Below are 18,343 nucleotides of genomic sequence, written 5' to 3' on the forward strand. Positions count from 1 at the left end.
CGCGACAACTGTCGCGCGCCCCTTGTCGATCAGCTCCCGTCGCCTTGCGCGGCCGCTGCGAAGAAATCCTCGGGGTCTTCCACCTCGACCAGACGCCGCCTTTCGATCAACCAGAACCGATCGCCGACGTTGCGCACAAAGCTGCGGTCGTGAGAAACCAGCAGGCAACTGACCTCGTTTTTCATCAGCTCGTCTTCCAGCGCCTCCTGGCCCTCGATGTCGAGGTGGTTGGTCGGCTCGTCGAGAAGGTAGAAGTTGGGCTCGCGCAGACGAAGCACCAACATCGCGAGACGCGCCTTCTGTCCACCGGAGAGCCTGCCGACCGGCTTGTCCTGCATGTCGATGCCGACACCGGCGCCGGCGAGCAGCGAGCGCACTTTCGGGTCGCTCAGCGAGAATCGGCGCGAAAGGGCAGCAAGCGGCGTCTCCTTGTCCGAAAGCCCCGCGAGCGCCTGGTCGCTGTAGCCGAGCACGAGGGAAGGCGTGACTTTCAGTGTTTCGGGCGCCCGCGCCGGCTCTTCGATCGCGGTACGGATGAGGTTGACCAGCCGTGTCTTGCCGGCGCCATTTTCACCGAGCAGGACGATCCGGTCGCCCTGGCAGATCCAGCGTCTTCCGGTGCGGAAAAGCGGGGTGCCATCGGGTGTTTCCACCTGGACGTCATCGAGCGTCACCAGGATCTTCGCGTGCGTGCCGCGATTGGCAAGCCGGATTGCACCTGCCGAACGCTCCTGATGGGCGGGCTTGGCCGCATCCTCCAACCGGTCGGCGCGCTGGCGCAGCTGCTTGGTCTTCACCGTCAGAAGATCGCTGCCGGAGTTGATGCCGATATTGTTCAGCTTGGCCGCCTGACGCCGCAATTGCTGCGCCACCTTCATGTCGCGCTGGTAGCGCCGCTCCTCTGAAGCGTCGAGTTCATCGATCGCTGCCCGCGCCTGCGAATAGGGCAGGGCAAAAATCGGCGATTGCTCCGGGCGCAGGAACAGCGTGCGATTGGTGGTGGCGTCGAGGAAGGCGCGGTCGTGGCTCGCTATCATGACCGGCACGTCGCGCGGCAGAGCGTTCAGCCAGGATTCGAGCCTTGCGATCTTGGCGAGGTCGAGGTGGTTGGTCGGCTCGTCCAAAAGCAGCGCGTCGGGATCGGTCACCCAGACGCGTGCGAGCAGCGCCAGCCGTTGCCAGCCGCCGCTCAACTCCGCGACAGTGCGCTGACGAAGCGCTTCGGGCACGTCGAACTGGTCGAGCACGATGTCGACGCGCCAGCTCTCGCTGTCGGCCTGCTCGCTCGACAGCGCTGAGAGCACCGCATCGTGGAACGACAAGGGCAAAAGCGCTGCCGGCACATTCTGCTCGACATGGCCAATGGTCAGCCCGCGCGAGCGAGTGATCTCACCGGTCGTCGGCTCGAAGCTGCCGCCGATCGACCGGAGCAGGGTGGATTTGCCGCGCCCGTTGGCCGCGACGATGCCGAGCCGATCACCGGCGGCGATCGAAAGGTTGAGGTTGGAAAACAGCGCCGTGCTGAGGGTGACGGCGAGGTTGCGGATATTGATCAAGGCCATGTTCGTTCTCTGGACTGCGCGAGCGACGACTGACATCCACGGGCGGCAAACGTCTGCCGGTTTGGGTGGAATGTCGGGCCCGATGCACGATATCGTGCCATGTTCGGGCCGCGTCGGCTCGGTATGGAAAACGGCGCGGGCCTTCAAACCGAAACGGTTTTCAGCCGCACCACACTGGGGCAGACCAGGGATAAGGTTCGCGAAGACGCGAAGCGATTGTACCGGTCAGCCCTGCAAACGCATTTGCAGGGCGTTGACGGGGCCACGCTGGCGGTGGTGCCGGAAAAATGTCATCACAACGTAGCCCTCCTTTCACAATCGAGTTGCAGCGCGTGTTTACCACCGCCGCGAGCAGCTTTCAAGGGGACGCGTCGGGCCTGCCGACCCGGAGCGCGGGCCAATCGCAAAGCCGGCAACTCCCCTACATATCCACGCCGAGGAACTTGAACGGTTCGGCCTGCTTGAAGTCGCCGGTCGCGTCGCCCGAGTAGGTATGGTCCTGGTTTTCTCCGAGATCGAGCTTCATGACCTTCCCGGTTGCTTCCGAGAAGTCGATCTTGTTCAGATCGACCCAGAACGTATTGGGGGTCAGCGCAGACTCGAAGAAATAGAGCTTACGCTTGTGATCGACCACCGTCCGCCAGCGGGTGGAGGAGATGTTCGGTTCTTCCGGCGTGTTGAGGCCATAGGGCACAGAGACGTTGCGGATGACGCTGAAGACGCTGGCAAGCGCCCGGTTGGCATCCTCTTCCTTCGGGATGGCGTTGACGTAGAAGGACGCTCGCGCGAAGCGGTCGGCGGCGCGGTTGGTTCCCGGTAGCATGACGGTGCCGCCGATCTGCTTCCAGTAGCTGTTGAGCGCGAGTTGCTGGTCGAAGGTCGGCGAGTTGGTCATGACCTGGTATTTGCGGTCATGGTGGATGATCTGTTTGCCGCCGATGTACTCGACGATCGCGCTGTCGCCGCTGCGGTCGGAGATCGACAGGTGCAACGTCGTCAGCCGGTTTTCGCCAGGCACGTTTTCGGTGACGATGGTGAAGGGCTCTTTTTCGAGCGCAGCCACGGCCTCTTCCACCGTCGCAAAGCTGTCGAGCACATACTGTGCCCAGGCGGCGATCGTCAGACCCGGCCTGTTGTCGTCCAGTTTCGGATATTCGGATTCCACCAGCCAGAGAAGGTTGGCGTTGAGGCCCGCTTCGTTGACGCCGTCGGTTGTCGAAACGTCGTATCCGGTTGCGACCACACTGCCAAATTTCGCCGTCCATTCGAAGGAGTTGGGGCCGGTCTGACCGTTGCGCTTGATGCCACGGGGCAGCACCCAGAGATTGGTCGCGACATCGCTCTTCCAGTCCATTGAGCGCGCGGTGATGATCGTATCATCGGGGCCGAGATAGACGAGGCGCGTACATGCCTCTGCTGGCACCTGGGCAAGGACGAGCAAGGACGCAAGGAGGGTGGTGCTCAGCGTTCGTGCGGTGCGAATTGCCTTGATGGTCATGGCTTCACTCCTTGTGCGTATAGCGATCGGTCTAAAACACCATCGAGAAACCGAGCACGGGTCCGTGCTCGTTGACATCCCAGCGGAACGTGTTGGCCCCGGTGAAGTCGTCGTTCTCGTAGTCCTGATAGAGCATGCGATAGCCTCCTCGCAGGATTGTGGGGTGCCCGAGCATTTCGGTTCTATAGCCGAGATAGGTCTGGGCGTTGACGCTCAACTTGGAACCGACGTCAAAGCCGCCGACATCGACCTCGCCGACGAGGTTCCAGCGCTCGTCGAGGTCGCCGTTGAAGCGGACCCCAACGAACGGATCCGTCCAGTTGGCACTCTTGGTCGCGTTGAGGCCGAAGGCGGAGACGTCCGCCTCAAGCTTCGTCCAGCGCAGGCCGACGGTCGGCTCGATCGAAAACGTGCGGGGCTTGCCGAACACCGTGTCACCGCCAAGCTCGTCTTCGTAGACCTTGTAGAAGAGACCTGCTGCAAGCCAGGTCATACGGATATCGAGGCCGATCTCGTGGGCTTGCACCTGCTCATCCTGGCTGGTGCGCACATACTGGCCGTCGAAATAGACGCCCCATTGACCGTTGGTCACCTCGATATTGCCCATCGCGGCGAGGTCGAGATGCTCCAAAGTATCGGAGAAGGGGACGTCGACATCGGTGTCGAAGCCGGCAAGCGAGCCGCTTCCCTTCAGGCTCGCCGCCCAGACATAAGGGCTGATGATCACCGTCCAATCACGCTCCGGCGCCATGCGCTGCGTGTCGAAATCGGCGGCCGACGCGACGACAGATGCGCCAAGAAAAACCGGCATTGCGAGAACGAAGCGGCGCGTGTGTCGCGCGGCGGCATGGCTAAGCGATGGCTGCATCAGCGGACCCTCTCCGACGATGAGAGCAGCCTAGCTGCAGACGCTGCAATTTCAAGTGGCAATTGCGCACCGACCGATCGGACACCGACCGTCCCGCGCTGTCGATCTTGCGTGCTCCGTTGGCCTTATTCCTGCCTTCTTGCCATTGCGCCCCGCCCCCCGATCCGCTAAGAGACGCCGCGACTTTCCGCTCCCCGAAGCGGTGATTGGCCGATGTCCGAGAAGTCTCCCAAGCTTTTTGACCGTCGGGCGCCGACGGGGGCGCTTTCCTGTCACGCGCTCACGCGCAAACATTCGGTACCGGTAGAGGCGAAATGGCACGCATCGTGATGAAATTCGGCGGAACTTCCGTCGCTGATTTGGACCGCATTCACAACGTTGCCCGCCATGTGAAACGTGAAGTCGACGCCGGCCACGAGGTTGCGGTCGTCGTTTCCGCCATGTCCGGCAAGACCAACGAACTGGTCGGCTGGGTGCAGAACATGCCCAAGGTCGCCGGCAGCAACGCGCCGTTCTACGATGCGCGCGAATACGACGCCATCGTCGCTTCGGGCGAACAGGTGACGTCCGGACTTCTCGCGATCGCGCTGCAGTCGATGGGCATCAATGCGCGCTCCTGGCAGGGCTGGCAGATCCCGATCCGCACCGACAACGCCCATGGCGCCGCGCGCATCCTCGACATCGAGGGCGCCGAAATCATCCGCCGAATGGGCGAGGGCCAGGTTGCCGTGGTCGCCGGTTTCCAGGGGCTTGGCCCGGACAACCGCCTGGCGACGCTCGGTCGCGGTGGCTCAGACACGTCGGCTGTTGCGATTGCCGCAGCCGTCAAGGCCGACCGTTGCGACATCTACACCGACGTCGACGGCGTCTACACGACCGACCCGCGCATCGAGCCGAAGGCGCGGCGTCTGAAAAAGATCGCGTTCGAGGAAATGCTGGAAATGGCATCGCTCGGCGCCAAGGTGCTGCAGGTGCGCTCTGTCGAGCTTGCCATGGTGCACAAGGTCCGTACCTTCGTGCGCTCGTCTTTCGAGGATCCCGATGCGCCGGGCATGGGTGACCTTCTCAATCCGCCCGGCACGCTGATTTGTGATGAGGAAGAAATCGTGGAACAGGAAGTCGTAACCGGCATTGCCTATGCCAAGGATGAAGCCCAGATTTCGCTGCGCCGTCTTTCCGACCGGCCGGGCGTTTCCGCGGCGATCTTCGGGCCTCTGGCTGAAGCCCATATCAATGTCGACATGATCGTCCAGAACATCTCGGAAGATGGTTCGAAGACCGACATGACCTTCACCGTTCCATCGGGCGATGTCGACAAGGCCCTGCGCGTGCTCGGCGACAACAAGGACAAGATCGGCTACGACGTGATCCAGTCGGAAGCTGGCCTCGTCAAGGTCTCGGTCATCGGCATCGGCATGCGCAGCCATGCCGGCGTTGCCGCATCGGCATTCCGCGCGCTCGCCGACAAGGGCATCAACATCAAGGCGATCACCACGTCGGAAATCAAGATCTCGATCCTGATCGACGGCCCCTATGCCGAATTGGCAGTTCGCACTTTGCATTCCGCTTACGGTCTCGATAAGAGTTAGTCGACAGGTGACTGATTTGGGATTCGCAGCGGTTTTGGCTGCGAATTCTTCCGCCGCCGTCGTCTACTCTTTTTTGGGGGACCCCACGCGATGAGAGACCTATCCGCAGGTCCGCGCGTTCTCCTCAAGCGGTTGCGCGAACTGATGGCGGAACCGCTCGAGCCACAGGAGCGCCTTGACCGGATCGTGCGCCAGATCGCACAGAACATGGTCGCGGAAGTGTGTTCGGTCTATGTGCTGCGTTCCGACGGGGTGCTCGAACTCTACGCGACCGAAGGTCTGAACAAGACCGCCGTCCACTTGGCGCAATTGAAGATGGGGCAGGGCCTCGTCGGCACCATTGCGGCATCCGCGCGGCCGCTCAACCTGTCCGACGCCCAGGCGCACCCAGCCTTCACCTACCTGCCGGAAACCGGTGAAGAGATCTATCACTCGTTCCTCGGCGTGCCGATCCTGCGCACCGGCCGTGCGCTCGGCGTTCTCGTCGTGCAGAACAAGGCGATGCGCAACTACCGGGAAGACGAAGTCGAGGCGCTGGAAACGACCGCCATGGTTCTGGCCGAAATGGTCGCAACCGGCGAGTTGAAGAAGATCACCAAGCCAGGCCTCGAACTCGACCTGTCGCGTCCGGTGTCGATCGATGGCAACAGCTATGGCGAAGGCATCGGCCTTGGTTATGTCGTGCTGCACGAGCCGAGGATCGTCGTCACCAATCTTCTGAACGAGGATACGGACCAGGAATTGCAGCGGCTTGCAGAGGCGCTCGGATCGCTGCGGATCTCGATCGACGACATGCTGTCGCGGCGCGAAGTGTCGATGGAGGGCGAGCACCGCGCGGTGCTCGAGACCTATCGCATGTTTGCCCATGACCGCGGCTGGGTGCGGAAGCTGGAAGAGGCGATCCGCAACGGCCTGACGGCCGAAGCCGCCGTCGAGCGGGTGCAGAGCGAGACCAAGGCGCGGATGATCCGGCTGACGGATCCCTATCTGCGCGAGCGCATGCACGATTTCGACGACCTCGCCAACCGGCTGTTGCGCCAGCTGTCCGGCTATGGCGCCAAGCTCTCGGCGAGCGATTTCCCGACCGATGCCGTGGTCGTCGCCCGTGCGATGGGGGCTGCCGAGCTTCTCGATTATCCGCGCGAAAACGTTCGCGGCCTTGTCCTTGAAGAGGGTGCCGTCACCAGCCACGTGGTCATCGTTGCCCGCGCCATGGGTATTCCCGTGGTCGGCCAGGCGGCGGGTGCCGTGGCGCTTGCGGAAAACCGCGATGCCGTGATCATCGATGGCGATGACGCCAAGGTACACCTGCGGCCTCTGGCCGACCTGCAGCGCGCCTATGAGGAAAAGGTGCGTTTCCGCGCCCGTCGTCAGGCGCAGTTTCGTGCGCTTCGGGATGTCGAACCGCTGACCAAGGACGGCAAGCGCATCACGCTGCAGATGAATGCCGGCCTTCTGGTCGACCTGCCGCATCTGAACGAGGCGGGCGCGGAGGGTATCGGCCTCTTCCGCACAGAACTTCAGTTCATGATCGCCTCGACCATGCCGAAGGCGGAAGAGCAGGAAGCCTTCTATCGCAGCGTGCTCAAGCAGACCGGCGGCAAGCCGGTGACCTTCCGCACGCTCGATATCGGCGGCGACAAGGTGGTTCCCTATTTCCGCGCAGCGGAAGAGGAGAATCCGGCGCTCGGATGGCGGGCGATCCGCCTTTCGCTCGACCGGCCCGGGCTGTTGCGCACCCAGCTGCGCGCCATGCTGCGCGCGGCGGCCGGCCTTGAACTCAAGCTGATGCTGCCGATGGTGACCGAGGTCTCGGAGCTGAAGGAAGCCCGCGAGCTCCTGCAAAAGGAAATCGAGCGCCAGTCGAAGCTCGGCGAACAGCTGCCGCGCAAGCTGCAGTTCGGCGCAATGCTGGAAGTGCCGGCGCTGTTGTGGCAGCTCGACGAGTTGATGAGCGAAGTGGATTTCGTCTCGGTCGGTTCGAACGATCTGTTCCAGTTCGCCATGGCGGTCGATCGTGGCAATGCCCGCGTCTCAGACCGTTTCGACGTGCTTGGCCGCCCTTTCCTCCGCATCCTGCGCGATATCGTGCGCGGCGGTGAGCGCCATCAGACGCCGGTGACCCTGTGCGGCGAGATGGCGAGCAAGCCGTTGTCGGCCATGGCGCTGCTCGGTCTCGGCTACCGCTCGGTGTCGATGTCACCGACGGCGGTCGGCCCGATCAAGGCGATGCTCCTGGCTCTCGATGCTACCAAGCTCGGTGAGGTGCTGAACGCGGCGCTTGACGATACGCGCGACCAGACGCCGGTTCGCCAGATCCTCATCGATTTCGCTGCAGCAAACGGCATCCCGGTTTAGATAGATTTGAAGCGGTTTTGTCCTCGTCCGGGTTATGATTCGGGCGAGGCGAAGTGCATTTGGAGTGACACTTGGCAAAGCTTCCCATTGAGAAAATGCGCGAACTGGAACGACGGTTCGGCGAGATCGAGGCCCGCATGTCGGCGGGACCGGCAGCCGACGTCTATGTGAAGCTGGCGTCGGAATATTCCGAACTGCAGCCGGTCGTGACCAAGATCCGCGCCTACGAAAAGGCGACGGCCGAGCTTGCCGATATCAATGCCATGTTGGCCGATAGGACGACCGACAAGGATATGCGCGACCTCGCCGAGATGGAAAAGCCCGACGTCATCGAGGCGATCGAGCAACTGGAGCAGGAAATCCAGATCCTGCTCTTGCCGAAGGATGCTGCCGACGAAAAGAGTGCGATCCTCGAAATCCGCGCGGGAACCGGTGGTTCCGAGGCGGCGCTCTTTGCCGGCGACCTGTTCCGGATGTACGAGCGTTATGCGGCCGGAAAGGGCTGGAAGGTCGAAGTGCTGTCATCGAGCGAAGGCGAAGCCGGCGGTTTCAAGGAAATCATCGCGACTGTTTCCGGCCGCGGCGTGTTCGCCCGACTGAAATTCGAATCCGGCGTGCACCGCGTCCAGCGTGTGCCCGAGACCGAGGCGAGCGGCCGCATTCACACCTCGGCCGCAACCGTCGCCGTGCTGCCGGAAGCCGAGGAGATCGACATCGAGGTTCGCCCCGAAGACATCCGCATCGATACCATGCGCTCGTCGGGTGCCGGCGGACAGCACGTCAACACGACGGACTCGGCAGTGCGTATCACCCATCTCCCGACTGGCCTCGTCGTCACCAGTTCCGAAAAGTCGCAGCACCAGAACCGCGCCAAGGCGATGCAGGTGTTGCGGTCCCGGCTCTACGACATGGAGCGTCAGCGCGCAGACAGCGAACGTTCGGCCGATCGCAAGAGCCAGGTTGGATCGGGCGACCGCTCCGAGCGTATTCGCACCTACAACTTTCCGCAGGGGCGCATTACCGATCACCGCATCAACCTGACGCTCTACAAGCTCGACCGGATGATGATGGGCGAGATCGACGAGGTGGTCGATGCGTTGCTGGCCGACTACCAGGCGAGCCAGCTGGCGCTCCTCGGCGAGCAGCGGGGCTGACCGAGATGACGGCCACGCTCGCGCGTCTCGTGTCGGAAAGCCGGGATCGCCTGACGGCGGCCGGCATCGAGCATGCTGCGCTCGACGCGCGCCATCTGGTCTCGGGCCTGCTCGGGCTTTCGCTGGCCGATGTCGTGACCCGCGGCCGGGATACGGTTTCTGAGGCCGATGCCGTCAGGGTGCGGGCGGCCGTCGAGCGACGCGTTGCCCGCGAGCCGGTTTACCGCATTCTGGGTGAGCGGGAGTTCTTCGGGCTGCCGCTCAAACTGTCGCGGGAAACACTGGAGCCGCGGCCGGATACGGAAACCCTCGTCGATCGCATGATCCCCTATCTGCGCCAAACCGTTGCGGCGAAGGGGAGCTGCCGGCTCCTCGATCTCGGCACGGGCACCGGGGCGATCTGCCTGGCCTTGCTATCCAGCGTTCTTGAAGCGCGAGGCACGGCCACCGATATATCGCAGGACGCGTTGGCGACGGCGAGCGCAAATGCCGAGGCGCTTGGGCTATCGGATCGCTTCGAGGCCTTGCGCAGCAACTGGTTCGAGCGTGTGGAGGGCCGGTTCGACGCCATCGTCTCAAATCCGCCTTATATACGGTCCAGTGTGGTGGCAGAGCTTGAGCCGGAAGTGCGATTGCACGATCCAGCCGCAGCGCTCGATGGCGGAGACGACGGGCTTGATGCCTATCGTGCCATCGCCCTTCAGGCCGGTCATCATCTTGAGACAAACGGCGTGATAGGCTTGGAAATCGGTTTCGATCAGAAAGAGGCGGTTACGGCATTGTTTAATGCCGAGAACTTCCGTTTGCGCGAAGAAGCCAAGGATCTGGGCGGCAACGACCGGGTGCTGATCTTCGGGCGTAGCTTCGACCGTTGAAAAAATGCTGCACTTGCGCATCTTCTTTCTTGCAGACGCAAAGAAAGGGCTTGGAATCCCAGAGGAAGCGGGCTAGTTTGCCCGCGCACTGGGCAGATGGTCATGGACCTAAGATTCGTTCCGGTATGACCTGGCCACGGGGATTGCTCTCAAGAAAGAGTTGCTAGGGTTCAACAGTGCCTTGTGCAGGTACCTGTTAATTTGACGCCAGTCGGCGCCGAAGCCGCCAATGTGCGGGCTCACCGGCGCGCGCTCTGTCGGGCGCGGACTTATCCGGCCGGAAGACGAAACCACATGATCATCATTATCAAGAGAATTCGGGTGAATGTACTATGAGGCCAGGACAGCAAAACAAGCGCGGCCGCGGGCGGAATAACAACAATAATAACAATAACAATAACAACAACGGAAATAACAACAATCATAACCGCAAGGGATCCAATCCCCTGACACGGACCTATGATAGTTCGGGTCCGGACGTGAAGATTCGCGGTACCGCGCAGCATATCGCCGAGAAGTACTCGGCACTGGCTCGTGACGCGCAGAGCTCTGGCGACCGTGTCATTGCTGAAAACTATCTTCAGCATGCTGAGCATTACAACCGCATCATCGCAGCCGCACAGGCCCAGATGCAGGACCGCTTCCAGCGCGAAGAGCGCCAGGATTTCCGCGGACAGGATGGCAACGACCAGGACCAGGATCAGGATCAGGACGATCTGGATCAGGGCTACGCCGACGAAGCGCCGGCCCAGGTTGCAGCCGCTCCGGCTCCAGTGGTGGTCGTCGAACAGCAGCCGGTGATCGACGGTTCGGGCCCGCAGCCCGTCATCGAAGGCACGCCGGCCGAAGTGGCCATGGAAGAAGAGACGCCAGCGGCTTCCGGCCGTGCGGCTTCGCGCCGCCGCAGCGCACCGCGCCCGCGCCGTCCGCGCCGCAGTGCAACGGATGAAGCTGCCGGCGAAGGCGAAGCTTCTGGCGAAGCGCCTCCGGAAACGCCGGCACTGGCCGCGTCCGAGTAAGTCTTCGCAGGGCCGCGCATGCGGCCCGGGAAAAGCAGACATCAAAAGCCCGGTCCGCCTTGCGGCCGGGTTTTTTGTTGCCTGGATTATCGAGCGGTGGCTGCAGCCAGCTGGAGCATCCAGCTTTCAGGTGGCACCACTGAAGGCGGGTAAGATGCTTTGATATGAGCCACTCGGTCGATCGCGCCAAGACCGCTTCAAGGTGCCGCCCATCAGGCGCCAATGCCGTTGACGATCAAGGCTGCTAGAGTGGCTGCCGCATTCTCCTCGGTCGCTCGGCCACGGACAAATTCGCGGGCAATCGTTTCCGCAGCACCGGCAAGGCCGGCGCAGCGCAGGCGCAGATCATCCTTGGAAAGATTGGAAAAGGGGGCGACGGCGCCGCCGATGAGCGCGACATAGTCGTCGGCAAGTTCCTGCTGAACTCGGTCCATCTCGGCATTGCCACGCAGCGCGCCTGCCATTGCCTGCCATTCCAAACCATTCTCGACGGCGCAGCCGATGTAGACAGCGCTGATGGTGCCGGCCACTGACGACAGGTCATTTGGCGCATTGCCGAGCGCGCGCTTCAACTTGTCGGCATGGCGGGTCTCGATCTCGCGTGAAAGCGCGATCAGCAGCCCCTCGCGGGTACCGAAGTGCTCGTAGGCGATTGGTTTGCTGACGCCTGCGCGCTCGGCAAGATGACCGAGCGTAAGAGCATCGCCGCCGCACTCCCGCAAGATCTCCTTGGACGTTTCAAGGAGCTGGGCACGCCGCTCGGGCTTGGCAAGTTTCCTGATCGCCGTCTTTGGCATCGGCTGCTCTCCTCGGGTCATTCATGCCGCCGCATGTTTCCTGAAATCGTATTCGGTTCAAGGATAGAAACGGCAGCAATTCAGAGTGCTACAGCGGCCTTTGCGCGTCTGATAAGACGCGCGGCGCTGCCGGCGATAAAATATCCACATCCCTTGACGCGGCACATTCGCTACTTATCTACCAATAGTAACTTACTGATAGTAGGTTGGCAAAAATGCCGGCCTCCTTCCCGTCTAGGAGATATGAACATGTCGAGCAAGTTCTCACCCGTGCTGATCATCGGCGGTTCGGGTGTCGTCGGGTCGCTGGCGGCCAAGGCGATCCGCAGGCTGTACCCCGATCTGCCGCTGGCCATCGGCGGTCGGGATCTGGCACGGGCGCAAACTGTTGCCAGCGAGGTTGGCACGGCCACCGGGGTGCGGATCGATCTCGACCGTGACGATCTTGGTTTGGTCGGCGATACCGAATTCAGCGCCGTCGTGATCTTCGTCAAGGACGAGAGACTGACGTCGATGCGCTACGCGCAGAACAAGCAAATCCCATATGTCAGCGTTTCCAGCGGAACGTTCGAGATCGGTCCCGAGGTCGCACAGTACATTCATGCGCCGGACAAGGCGCCGATCCTGCTCGCCAGCCATTGGCTTGCGGGCGCCGCGATCTTCCCAGTGCTCGATGCGCTCTCGTCGTATGAAACCGTCGACGCGATCCGCATCGGCGTGCTGCTTGACGAGGAGGATATGGGCGGGCCAGCGGCCCTTGCCGACTACAATCGCATCACCGGCACGGCGCCGGCCTCGCTCACGGTCAAGGACGGCAAGCTGCATTGGGTGAGCGGGCAGGAGGCGAGTGCACGCTACACCAGTGTCGATGGCGTCGAGCTTGATGCTGCCGCCTATTCGCCCTTCGACGTCATGGCGCTGGCCGCCAAGACAGGTGCAAAGGAGATCCGTCTGGATCTGGCTTACAGCGTTTCCGCCAGCCGCCGTCGCGGCGAGCCGTTCTCGACGGAGATCGCGCTTGAAATCGACGGCAAGTCGAAAGACGGATCCCGCCTCGCGCGCAGGCATGCGATCGTGCATCCTGAGGGACAGGCGCCGCTGACGGCGCTCGGCGTCGCGCTGGCGGTCGAACGCATGCTCGGCCTTGCCGGCGGCGAGCCGCCTAAGGCGGGTCTCTACCTGCCGGAGGTCCTGATCGAGCCGGCATACTATGTCTCGCGGATGAAGGAGTTCGGCACGTCGTTCGTCGATCGCTGATCCGTCTGCCACTACCGAGGCGCGTTCGTTCGACGCATCATGGTAACGCGTGACATCTACTTGCAAACGACCACGCATCGCAAAGTTGCGTGGTCGTTTTCGTCGCTGACAAGATTTCCTATTTGCGACATGCAATCAGCTCTTTAATTTCCTAAACCGCTGCCCCATATTCCGTTCGGACATGTTGATCCCGCGCAAGGCGTGGATCGACGCCCAATGACAGGTTCGCCGAATGCGGGAGCCTGATCCTGAAACACCAGCGGGTGCCGCGTGACGGGCCTGGTGGGCTATGGAGGTAAAGTATGAATATCGAGAAATATTCCGAACGCGTGCGCGGTTTTCTGCAATCGGCGCAGACCTATGCGCTGGCGCAGGGACACCAGCAGTTCACGCCCGAGCATGTGCTCAAAGTCCTGCTCGATGACGACCAGGGCATGGCCGCCTCGCTGATCGAGCGGGCGGGTGGCGATGTGCGCGAAGCGCGCGCCGGCAATGATGCAGCGCTCGCAAAATTGCCGAAGGTTTCCGGTGGCAACGGGTCGGTCTATCTGTCGCAGCCGCTCGCACGCGTTTTTTCGAGCGCGGAAGAGGCAGCCAAGAAGGCCGGCGACAGCTTCGTGACCGTCGAACGCCTGCTCTTGGCATTGGCGATCGAAAGCACGGCCGCCACCGCCGACATCCTGAAGAAAGCCGGCGTGACGCCGACCAAGCTCAACCAGGTCATCAACGACATTCGCAAGGGCCGCACGGCCGACAGCGCCAATGCCGAGCAAGGCTTCGACAGCCTGAAGAAGTATGCCCGTGACCTGACCGCCGATGCGCGCGAAGGCAAGCTCGACCCGGTGATCGGCCGTGACGACGAAATCCGTCGCACGATCCAGGTGCTGTCGCGCCGGACCAAGAACAATCCTGTCCTGATCGGTGAGCCCGGCGTCGGCAAGACGGCGATCGCCGAGGGTCTTGCGCTGCGCATCGTCAATGGCGACGTGCCGGAAAGCCTCAAGGACAAGCAACTGATGGCGCTCGATATGGGCGCACTGATTGCAGGCGCGAAATTCCGCGGCGAGTTCGAAGAGCGGCTGAAGGCCGTGCTCAACGAAGTGCAGGCGGAAAACGGCGAGATCATCCTGTTCATCGACGAAATGCACACGCTGGTCGGTGCCGGCAAGGCCGAAGGGGCGATGGACGCCTCCAACCTCCTGAAGCCTGCGCTGGCACGCGGCGAACTGCATTGTGTTGGCGCGACCACGCTCGACGAATACCGCAAGCACGTCGAAAAGGACGCTGCCCTTGCCCGCCGCTTCCAGCCCGTCATGGTCGAGGAGCCGACGGTCGAGGACACGATCTCGATCCTGCGTGGCCTCAAGGAAAAATACGAGCAGCATCACAAGGTGCGGATCTCCGATTCCGCGCTGGTGGCCGCCGCGACGCTTTCCAACCGCTATATCACCGACCGGTTCCTGCCGGACAAGGCGATCGACCTGATGGACGAGGCTGCGTCGCGGCTGCGCATGCAGGTGGATTCCAAGCCGGAAGAGCTCGACGAACTCGACCGGCGCATCATGCAGCTGAAGATCGAGCGGGAAGCGCTGAAGAAGGAAACCGACACGTCGTCGAAGGATCGGCTGGAAAAGCTCGAACTCGACGTGGTCTCGCTCGAAGAGCAGGCCTCGGCGCTGACGGCCCGTTGGCAGTCGGAAAAGCAGAAGCTTGGCCGCGCCGCCGACCTCAAGAAGCAGCTCGAAGAAGCCCGCAATGAACTGGCGATCGTCCAGCGCAAGGGTGAGTTCCAGCGCGCCGGTGAGTTGACTTACGGTGTCATCCCGAAGCTTGAGAGGGAGCTTGCCGACGCCGAAAGCCAGGAGAACGCCAACGCCAATCCGATGGTGCAGGAGGTCGTGACCCCCGACAACATCGCCCATATCGTGTCGCGTTGGACCGGCATTCCGGTTGACAAGATGCTGGAAGGCGAGCGTGACAAGCTGCTCCGGATGGAAGACGAACTGGCGAAATGGGTCGTCGGCCAGGGCGATGCCGTCCAGGCGGTGTCGCGTGCCGTTCGTCGCGCCCGTGCCGGCCTTCAGGATCCAAACCGGCCGATCGGCTCGTTCATCTTCCTTGGACCTACCGGGGTGGGCAAGACCGAACTGACCAAGGCGCTCGCCCGCTTCCTGTTCGATGACGAGACCGCGCTTCTGCGTGTCGACATGTCGGAATACATGGAGAAGCACTCGGTCGCCCGGCTGATCGGCGCCCCTCCGGGCTATGTCGGCTACGAGGAAGGTGGCGCGCTGACCGAATCCGTCCGCCGCCGGCCCTATCAGGTCGTGCTGTTCGACGAAATCGAGAAGGCGCATCCGGATGTCTTCAACGTGCTCTTGCAGGTGCTCGACGACGGCCGCCTGACCGATGGTCAGGGCCGCACCGTCGACTTCCGCAACACGATGATCATCATGACCTCGAACCTCGGCGCGGAGTATCTGGTCGGGCTCGGCGAAAATGAAGACAGCGATGTGGTTCGCGACCAGGTGATGGATGTCGTCAAGTCGGCCTTCCGGCCGGAGTTCCTCAACCGCGTCGACGAGATCATCCTGTTCCACAGGCTGCGTCGCTCGGAAATGGGCGCGATCGTCGATATCCAACTGGCAAGGCTGCTCAAGCTGTTGTCCGAGCGCAAGATCTCGCTGGAGCTGGAGGACGACGCAAGGGCGTTCCTGGCCGAAAAGGGCTACGATCCGGCCTATGGGGCACGGCCGTTGAAGCGGGCGATCCAGAAGTATCTTCAGGATCCGCTCGCCGAGAAGATCCTGCAGGGCGAGTTCCCAGACGGATCCACCATCAAGGTTCTGGCCGGCTCCGACCGGCTGAACTTCAAGCGTGGTGCCGGCGCTGAAAAGGAAGCCGCGTAAACTGTAAAAATGCAAGCAACGGACAAAGGCCGCCCTTCGGGGCGGCCTTTTGCGTCATGCACGGAAGATGATGTGAGGGGCTGCGGGGGAGGGGGTGCCCGCGCGATCGCGCAGGTTACTTGCTGGCGACTTCGCTGCCGTTGCCGTCCTTGTTCAGCAGCTCGTCGATGCGGTCGCGTTCCTTCTCGAACTTCGCCATGGCGTCGCCGCCAAGCGACTTGCCGCCCGGCAGGCGAATGCGCAACGGGTCGACCTTGTTGCCGTTGACGATCAGCTCGTAATGCAGGTGCGGACCGGTCGAAAGACCTGTCGTGCCGACCCAGCCAATCACCTGGCCCTGGACCACTTTCGCGCCGGCCTTGACGGCCTTGGCGATCGCGCTCTGGTGATTGTAGGACGAGACATAGCCGTTGGCATGGCGGATCAGCGTCTGGTTGCCGTATCCGCCGGAATCCCAGCCGGCCTTCTCCACCGTGCCGTTGCCGGCCGCGATAATCGGCGTGCCGCGGGGGGCTGCCCAATCGACGCCGGTGTGCATGCGCGAGAAGCCGAGGATCGGGTGGCGGCGCATGCCGAAGCCGGAGCGGAAGTGGCCGTTCGGTACGGGGTTGCGCAGCAGGAACTGCCGGATGCTCTTGCCTTCGCTGTTGAAGTAGTCGATCGAATTGTCGTCCGGATCCTGGAAGCGGTAGAAGGTCGTTTCGGCGTCGCCGAACTTCGCCTTGACGTAGAGCAGCTCGGACTCCGCCGTCGCCATGCCGCGATCGTCGGTGACCGAGAAGAAGGCTTCGAGCGAATCCGTCGGCTTCAGCTGCGCCTGGAAGTCGACATTGCTGGCGAGCAGCTTGACTACGAGCCCGACCATGTCGGCGTTCATGCCGTAGGAGAGAGCCGCGCGGTAGATACCGTCATAGACGCGCGGCAGATCGTGGGTGCTGGTGATCGTCGGCGTGCCGTTGTCGTCGAAGGCGGTCGCAACCGCATCGAGCTTCGGCGGTTCGGCGCCGGGAACGAAGCGGCCACCATCGTCGACGGCCATCGTCAGCACATGGCGGTTGCGCGAATAGATGGTGGCGCGAACGATGCGGGCTTCTTCGCCCTTCTGGATGATACCGATGCGCAGCACGTCGCCGTCGTTCAATTCCTTGGCGCCGAGCGCGTCGCCGATATAGGAGGCGGCGTCTTCGGCCTGCGCCTTGGCGTAGCCGGCATTGACCATGGCGGTCGCGATGCCGGTCTTGCGGCGCACCGGAATGATATCGTCGGCGTATTCGGTACTCTGTTCGTTGATGCTCTCGTAGGCAGCATCACTCTTGTTCTGTTCGACGATGCGTGCCGTCAGACCCTGCAAAAGGTCGAGGCCGTCGCTGTCGGAGGCGAAGCGCTGCGGGTCGACGTAGAAGAGGGAAGCGACCTGGGTGCTGCCTTCGGTCAGGACCGAACCGTTGGTGCGCACGTTTTCCTCGACCTCGTCGAGCGACATCGAACTGTCGAAGGTGAGGCTTGAGCCATTGATCGGGAAATCGACCGTCTTCAGCGCCACCTCGGAATCGACGTTCGAGCCGTAGAGCGTGCCGGTGCGCGCGACCTGCGGTTCGGCATCGGCGTCGTCGGTGGAGAAGATCGCCAGTGGATCGAAGTCCGGATAGCTGTCGGAAACCTGGTGGTTGGCGGCAAGCGCCATCTTGACGTGAACGAAGGGCTGCTTGCGCACCACTTCCTTCTCGCCGTCATGGATCATCGTCGAGACTTCCATAACGGTCTTGTCGGCCGGCTTGGCAACGATGTTGGGCGAAAGGATCCGGTCGCCGCGTTTGGCCGTGACCGGGGCGTTGCCGCCGTTCGACGCGTCGAGCGCCGCGTAGGCTTCAGCCGGGATTGCCAGCTGCTGGCGGCCGTCGAGCGCTGCGAAGAGAGCGACGCCCATGAGCAGGCTGGAGGTGATGCCGGTCAGAAATGTGCCGGAGAGCCAGCGCAACGAAATCTCGCGCCTGTCCGGCGCGCGCCGGCCGTCCGCAAGGATCGGCGGTTGGTCGCCGAGCGACCGGACCATTTTCTTGTCGGTGATCATTCCGAGCTGGGGGCCCCTGATTTCTCTTGCCGTATTCTTGCAGACGATACGTTGCGCGAAGATGTGCATCTTTCGCACACGGGAGTCAAATCCATGGGGAGTATAGGGGAGGGGAGTGCACACGCGTATATGCGTGCCCCCCGCGTACCCCGTGCGCCCCCCGCGTGACGCGCCGATAATCTCGCTTAGAGCGACGGATTGTGAAGAAGTGAGGGCCAAAATGTGTCTCCACAGGCCGATCGGGCGCGGTCCAAAGTTTTTTCGGGATAAAAAGCCCGCATTTGCGGGGTTTGTCAGAAAACTGTCATCTTTTTTGAAATTGCCTGTTGACGTGTTCGAGGTGTGGGGTCTATAAGCCCGATCACTGACGAGGGCGGCGGCGCTGC

Annotated in this window: 12 protein-coding genes; 7 read left to right on the plus strand and 5 right to left on the minus strand. The window is 62.4% G+C overall.

Annotated features, from left to right (window positions below; all coding sequences use genetic code 11):
• Window positions 1–29: 29 nt before the first annotated feature.
• From HT585_RS30230 to HT585_RS30240, 3 genes are all read right to left on the minus strand, one after another.
• On the minus strand, window positions 30–1,562 hold the full coding sequence (locus tag HT585_RS30230; protein WP_176356477.1) for an ABC-F family ATP-binding cassette domain-containing protein: 1,533 nt from the start codon (window positions 1,560–1,562) through the stop codon (window positions 30–32).
• Window positions 1,563–1,983: 421 nt separating this feature from the next.
• Window positions 1,984–3,060, minus strand: coding sequence for a linear amide C-N hydrolase (locus HT585_RS30235; protein ID WP_176356478.1), 1,077 nt, complete (start codon window positions 3,058–3,060; stop codon window positions 1,984–1,986).
• A 31-nt stretch (window positions 3,061–3,091) separates the two neighbouring features.
• A complete protein-coding gene (locus HT585_RS30240) occupies window positions 3,092–3,871 on the minus strand; it encodes a hypothetical protein (RefSeq protein ID WP_176356490.1) in 780 nt (259 codons plus the stop codon).
• A 371-nt stretch (window positions 3,872–4,242) separates the two neighbouring features.
• On the opposite strand from HT585_RS30240, the gene HT585_RS30245 reads away from it, so the two are divergent.
• The 5 genes from HT585_RS30245 (at window position 4,243) to HT585_RS30265 (ending at window position 10,923) form a co-directional block, all read left to right on the plus strand.
• Entirely contained in the window at window positions 4,243–5,517 is a 1,275-nt protein-coding gene (locus HT585_RS30245) for an aspartate kinase (RefSeq protein WP_112811748.1), read from the plus strand.
• Between the two features lie 90 nt (window positions 5,518–5,607).
• On the plus strand, window positions 5,608–7,875 hold the full coding sequence (gene ptsP, locus HT585_RS30250) for a phosphoenolpyruvate--protein phosphotransferase (protein WP_077500968.1): 2,268 nt from the start codon (window positions 5,608–5,610) through the stop codon (window positions 7,873–7,875).
• Between the two features lie 71 nt (window positions 7,876–7,946).
• Window positions 7,947–9,029 (plus strand): peptide chain release factor 1, encoded by a 1,083-nt coding sequence (gene prfA, locus HT585_RS30255; RefSeq protein ID WP_176356479.1) that lies wholly within the window; start codon window positions 7,947–7,949, stop codon window positions 9,027–9,029.
• A 5-nt stretch (window positions 9,030–9,034) separates the two neighbouring features.
• Window positions 9,035–9,904: a peptide chain release factor N(5)-glutamine methyltransferase gene (gene prmC / locus HT585_RS30260; protein ID WP_176356480.1), complete on the plus strand. Its 870-nt coding sequence runs from the start codon at window positions 9,035–9,037 to the stop codon at window positions 9,902–9,904.
• A gap of 332 nt (window positions 9,905–10,236) precedes the next feature.
• Window positions 10,237–10,923 carry a DUF4167 domain-containing protein gene (locus tag HT585_RS30265; protein WP_176356481.1) on the plus strand — a complete coding sequence of 229 codons (687 nt, stop codon included), beginning with the start codon at window positions 10,237–10,239 and terminating at the stop codon, window positions 10,921–10,923.
• Window positions 10,924–11,135: 212 nt separating this feature from the next.
• Here HT585_RS30265 and HT585_RS30270 read toward each other — a convergent pair whose 3' ends face one another.
• Window positions 11,136–11,720 (minus strand): TetR/AcrR family transcriptional regulator, encoded by a 585-nt coding sequence (locus HT585_RS30270; protein WP_176356482.1) that lies wholly within the window; start codon window positions 11,718–11,720, stop codon window positions 11,136–11,138.
• Window positions 11,721–11,969: 249 nt separating this feature from the next.
• Here HT585_RS30270 and HT585_RS30275 point away from each other — a divergent pair, with 249 nt between their 5' ends.
• Together HT585_RS30275 and clpB are read left to right on the plus strand one after the other, a co-directional pair.
• Entirely contained in the window at window positions 11,970–12,977 is a 1,008-nt protein-coding gene (locus HT585_RS30275; RefSeq protein WP_176356483.1) for an NAD(P)-dependent oxidoreductase, read from the plus strand.
• Window positions 12,978–13,279: 302 nt separating this feature from the next.
• Window positions 13,280–15,886 carry an ATP-dependent chaperone ClpB gene (gene clpB / locus HT585_RS30280; protein WP_176356484.1) on the plus strand — a complete coding sequence of 869 codons (2,607 nt, stop codon included), beginning with the start codon at window positions 13,280–13,282 and terminating at the stop codon, window positions 15,884–15,886.
• A gap of 115 nt (window positions 15,887–16,001) precedes the next feature.
• Here clpB and HT585_RS30285 read toward each other — a convergent pair whose 3' ends face one another.
• Entirely contained in the window at window positions 16,002–17,957 is a 1,956-nt protein-coding gene (locus HT585_RS30285) for a M23 family metallopeptidase (RefSeq protein WP_176356485.1), read from the minus strand.
• Window positions 17,958–18,343 lie beyond the last annotated feature (386 nt).

Origin of the sequence: Ensifer oleiphilus (genome assembly GCF_013371465.1) — a bacterium.
GTDB classification, from domain to species: domain Bacteria; phylum Pseudomonadota; class Alphaproteobacteria; order Rhizobiales; family Rhizobiaceae; genus Ensifer; species Ensifer oleiphilus.

Coding starts and splice junctions, on each gene's coding strand:
- HT585_RS30230 (WP_176356477.1), bottom strand. CDS start 1,562: ATGGCCTTGATCAATATCCGCAACCTCGCCGTCACCCTCAGCACGGCG.
- HT585_RS30235 (WP_176356478.1), bottom strand. CDS start 3,060: ATGACCATCAAGGCAATTCGCACCGCACGAACGCTGAGCACCACCCTC.
- HT585_RS30240 (WP_176356490.1), bottom strand. CDS start 3,871: ATGCCGGTTTTTCTTGGCGCATCTGTCGTCGCGTCGGCCGCCGATTTC.
- HT585_RS30245 (WP_112811748.1), top strand. CDS start 4,243: ATGGCACGCATCGTGATGAAATTCGGCGGAACTTCCGTCGCTGATTTG.
- ptsP (WP_077500968.1), top strand. CDS start 5,608: ATGAGAGACCTATCCGCAGGTCCGCGCGTTCTCCTCAAGCGGTTGCGC.
- prmC (WP_176356480.1), top strand. CDS start 9,035: ATGACGGCCACGCTCGCGCGTCTCGTGTCGGAAAGCCGGGATCGCCTG.
- HT585_RS30265 (WP_176356481.1), top strand. CDS start 10,237: ATGAGGCCAGGACAGCAAAACAAGCGCGGCCGCGGGCGGAATAACAAC.
- HT585_RS30270 (WP_176356482.1), bottom strand. CDS start 11,720: ATGCCAAAGACGGCGATCAGGAAACTTGCCAAGCCCGAGCGGCGTGCC.
- HT585_RS30275 (WP_176356483.1), top strand. CDS start 11,970: ATGTCGAGCAAGTTCTCACCCGTGCTGATCATCGGCGGTTCGGGTGTC.
- clpB (WP_176356484.1), top strand. CDS start 13,280: ATGAATATCGAGAAATATTCCGAACGCGTGCGCGGTTTTCTGCAATCG.
- HT585_RS30285 (WP_176356485.1), bottom strand. CDS start 17,957: ATGATCACCGACAAGAAAATGGTCCGGTCGCTCGGCGACCAACCGCCG.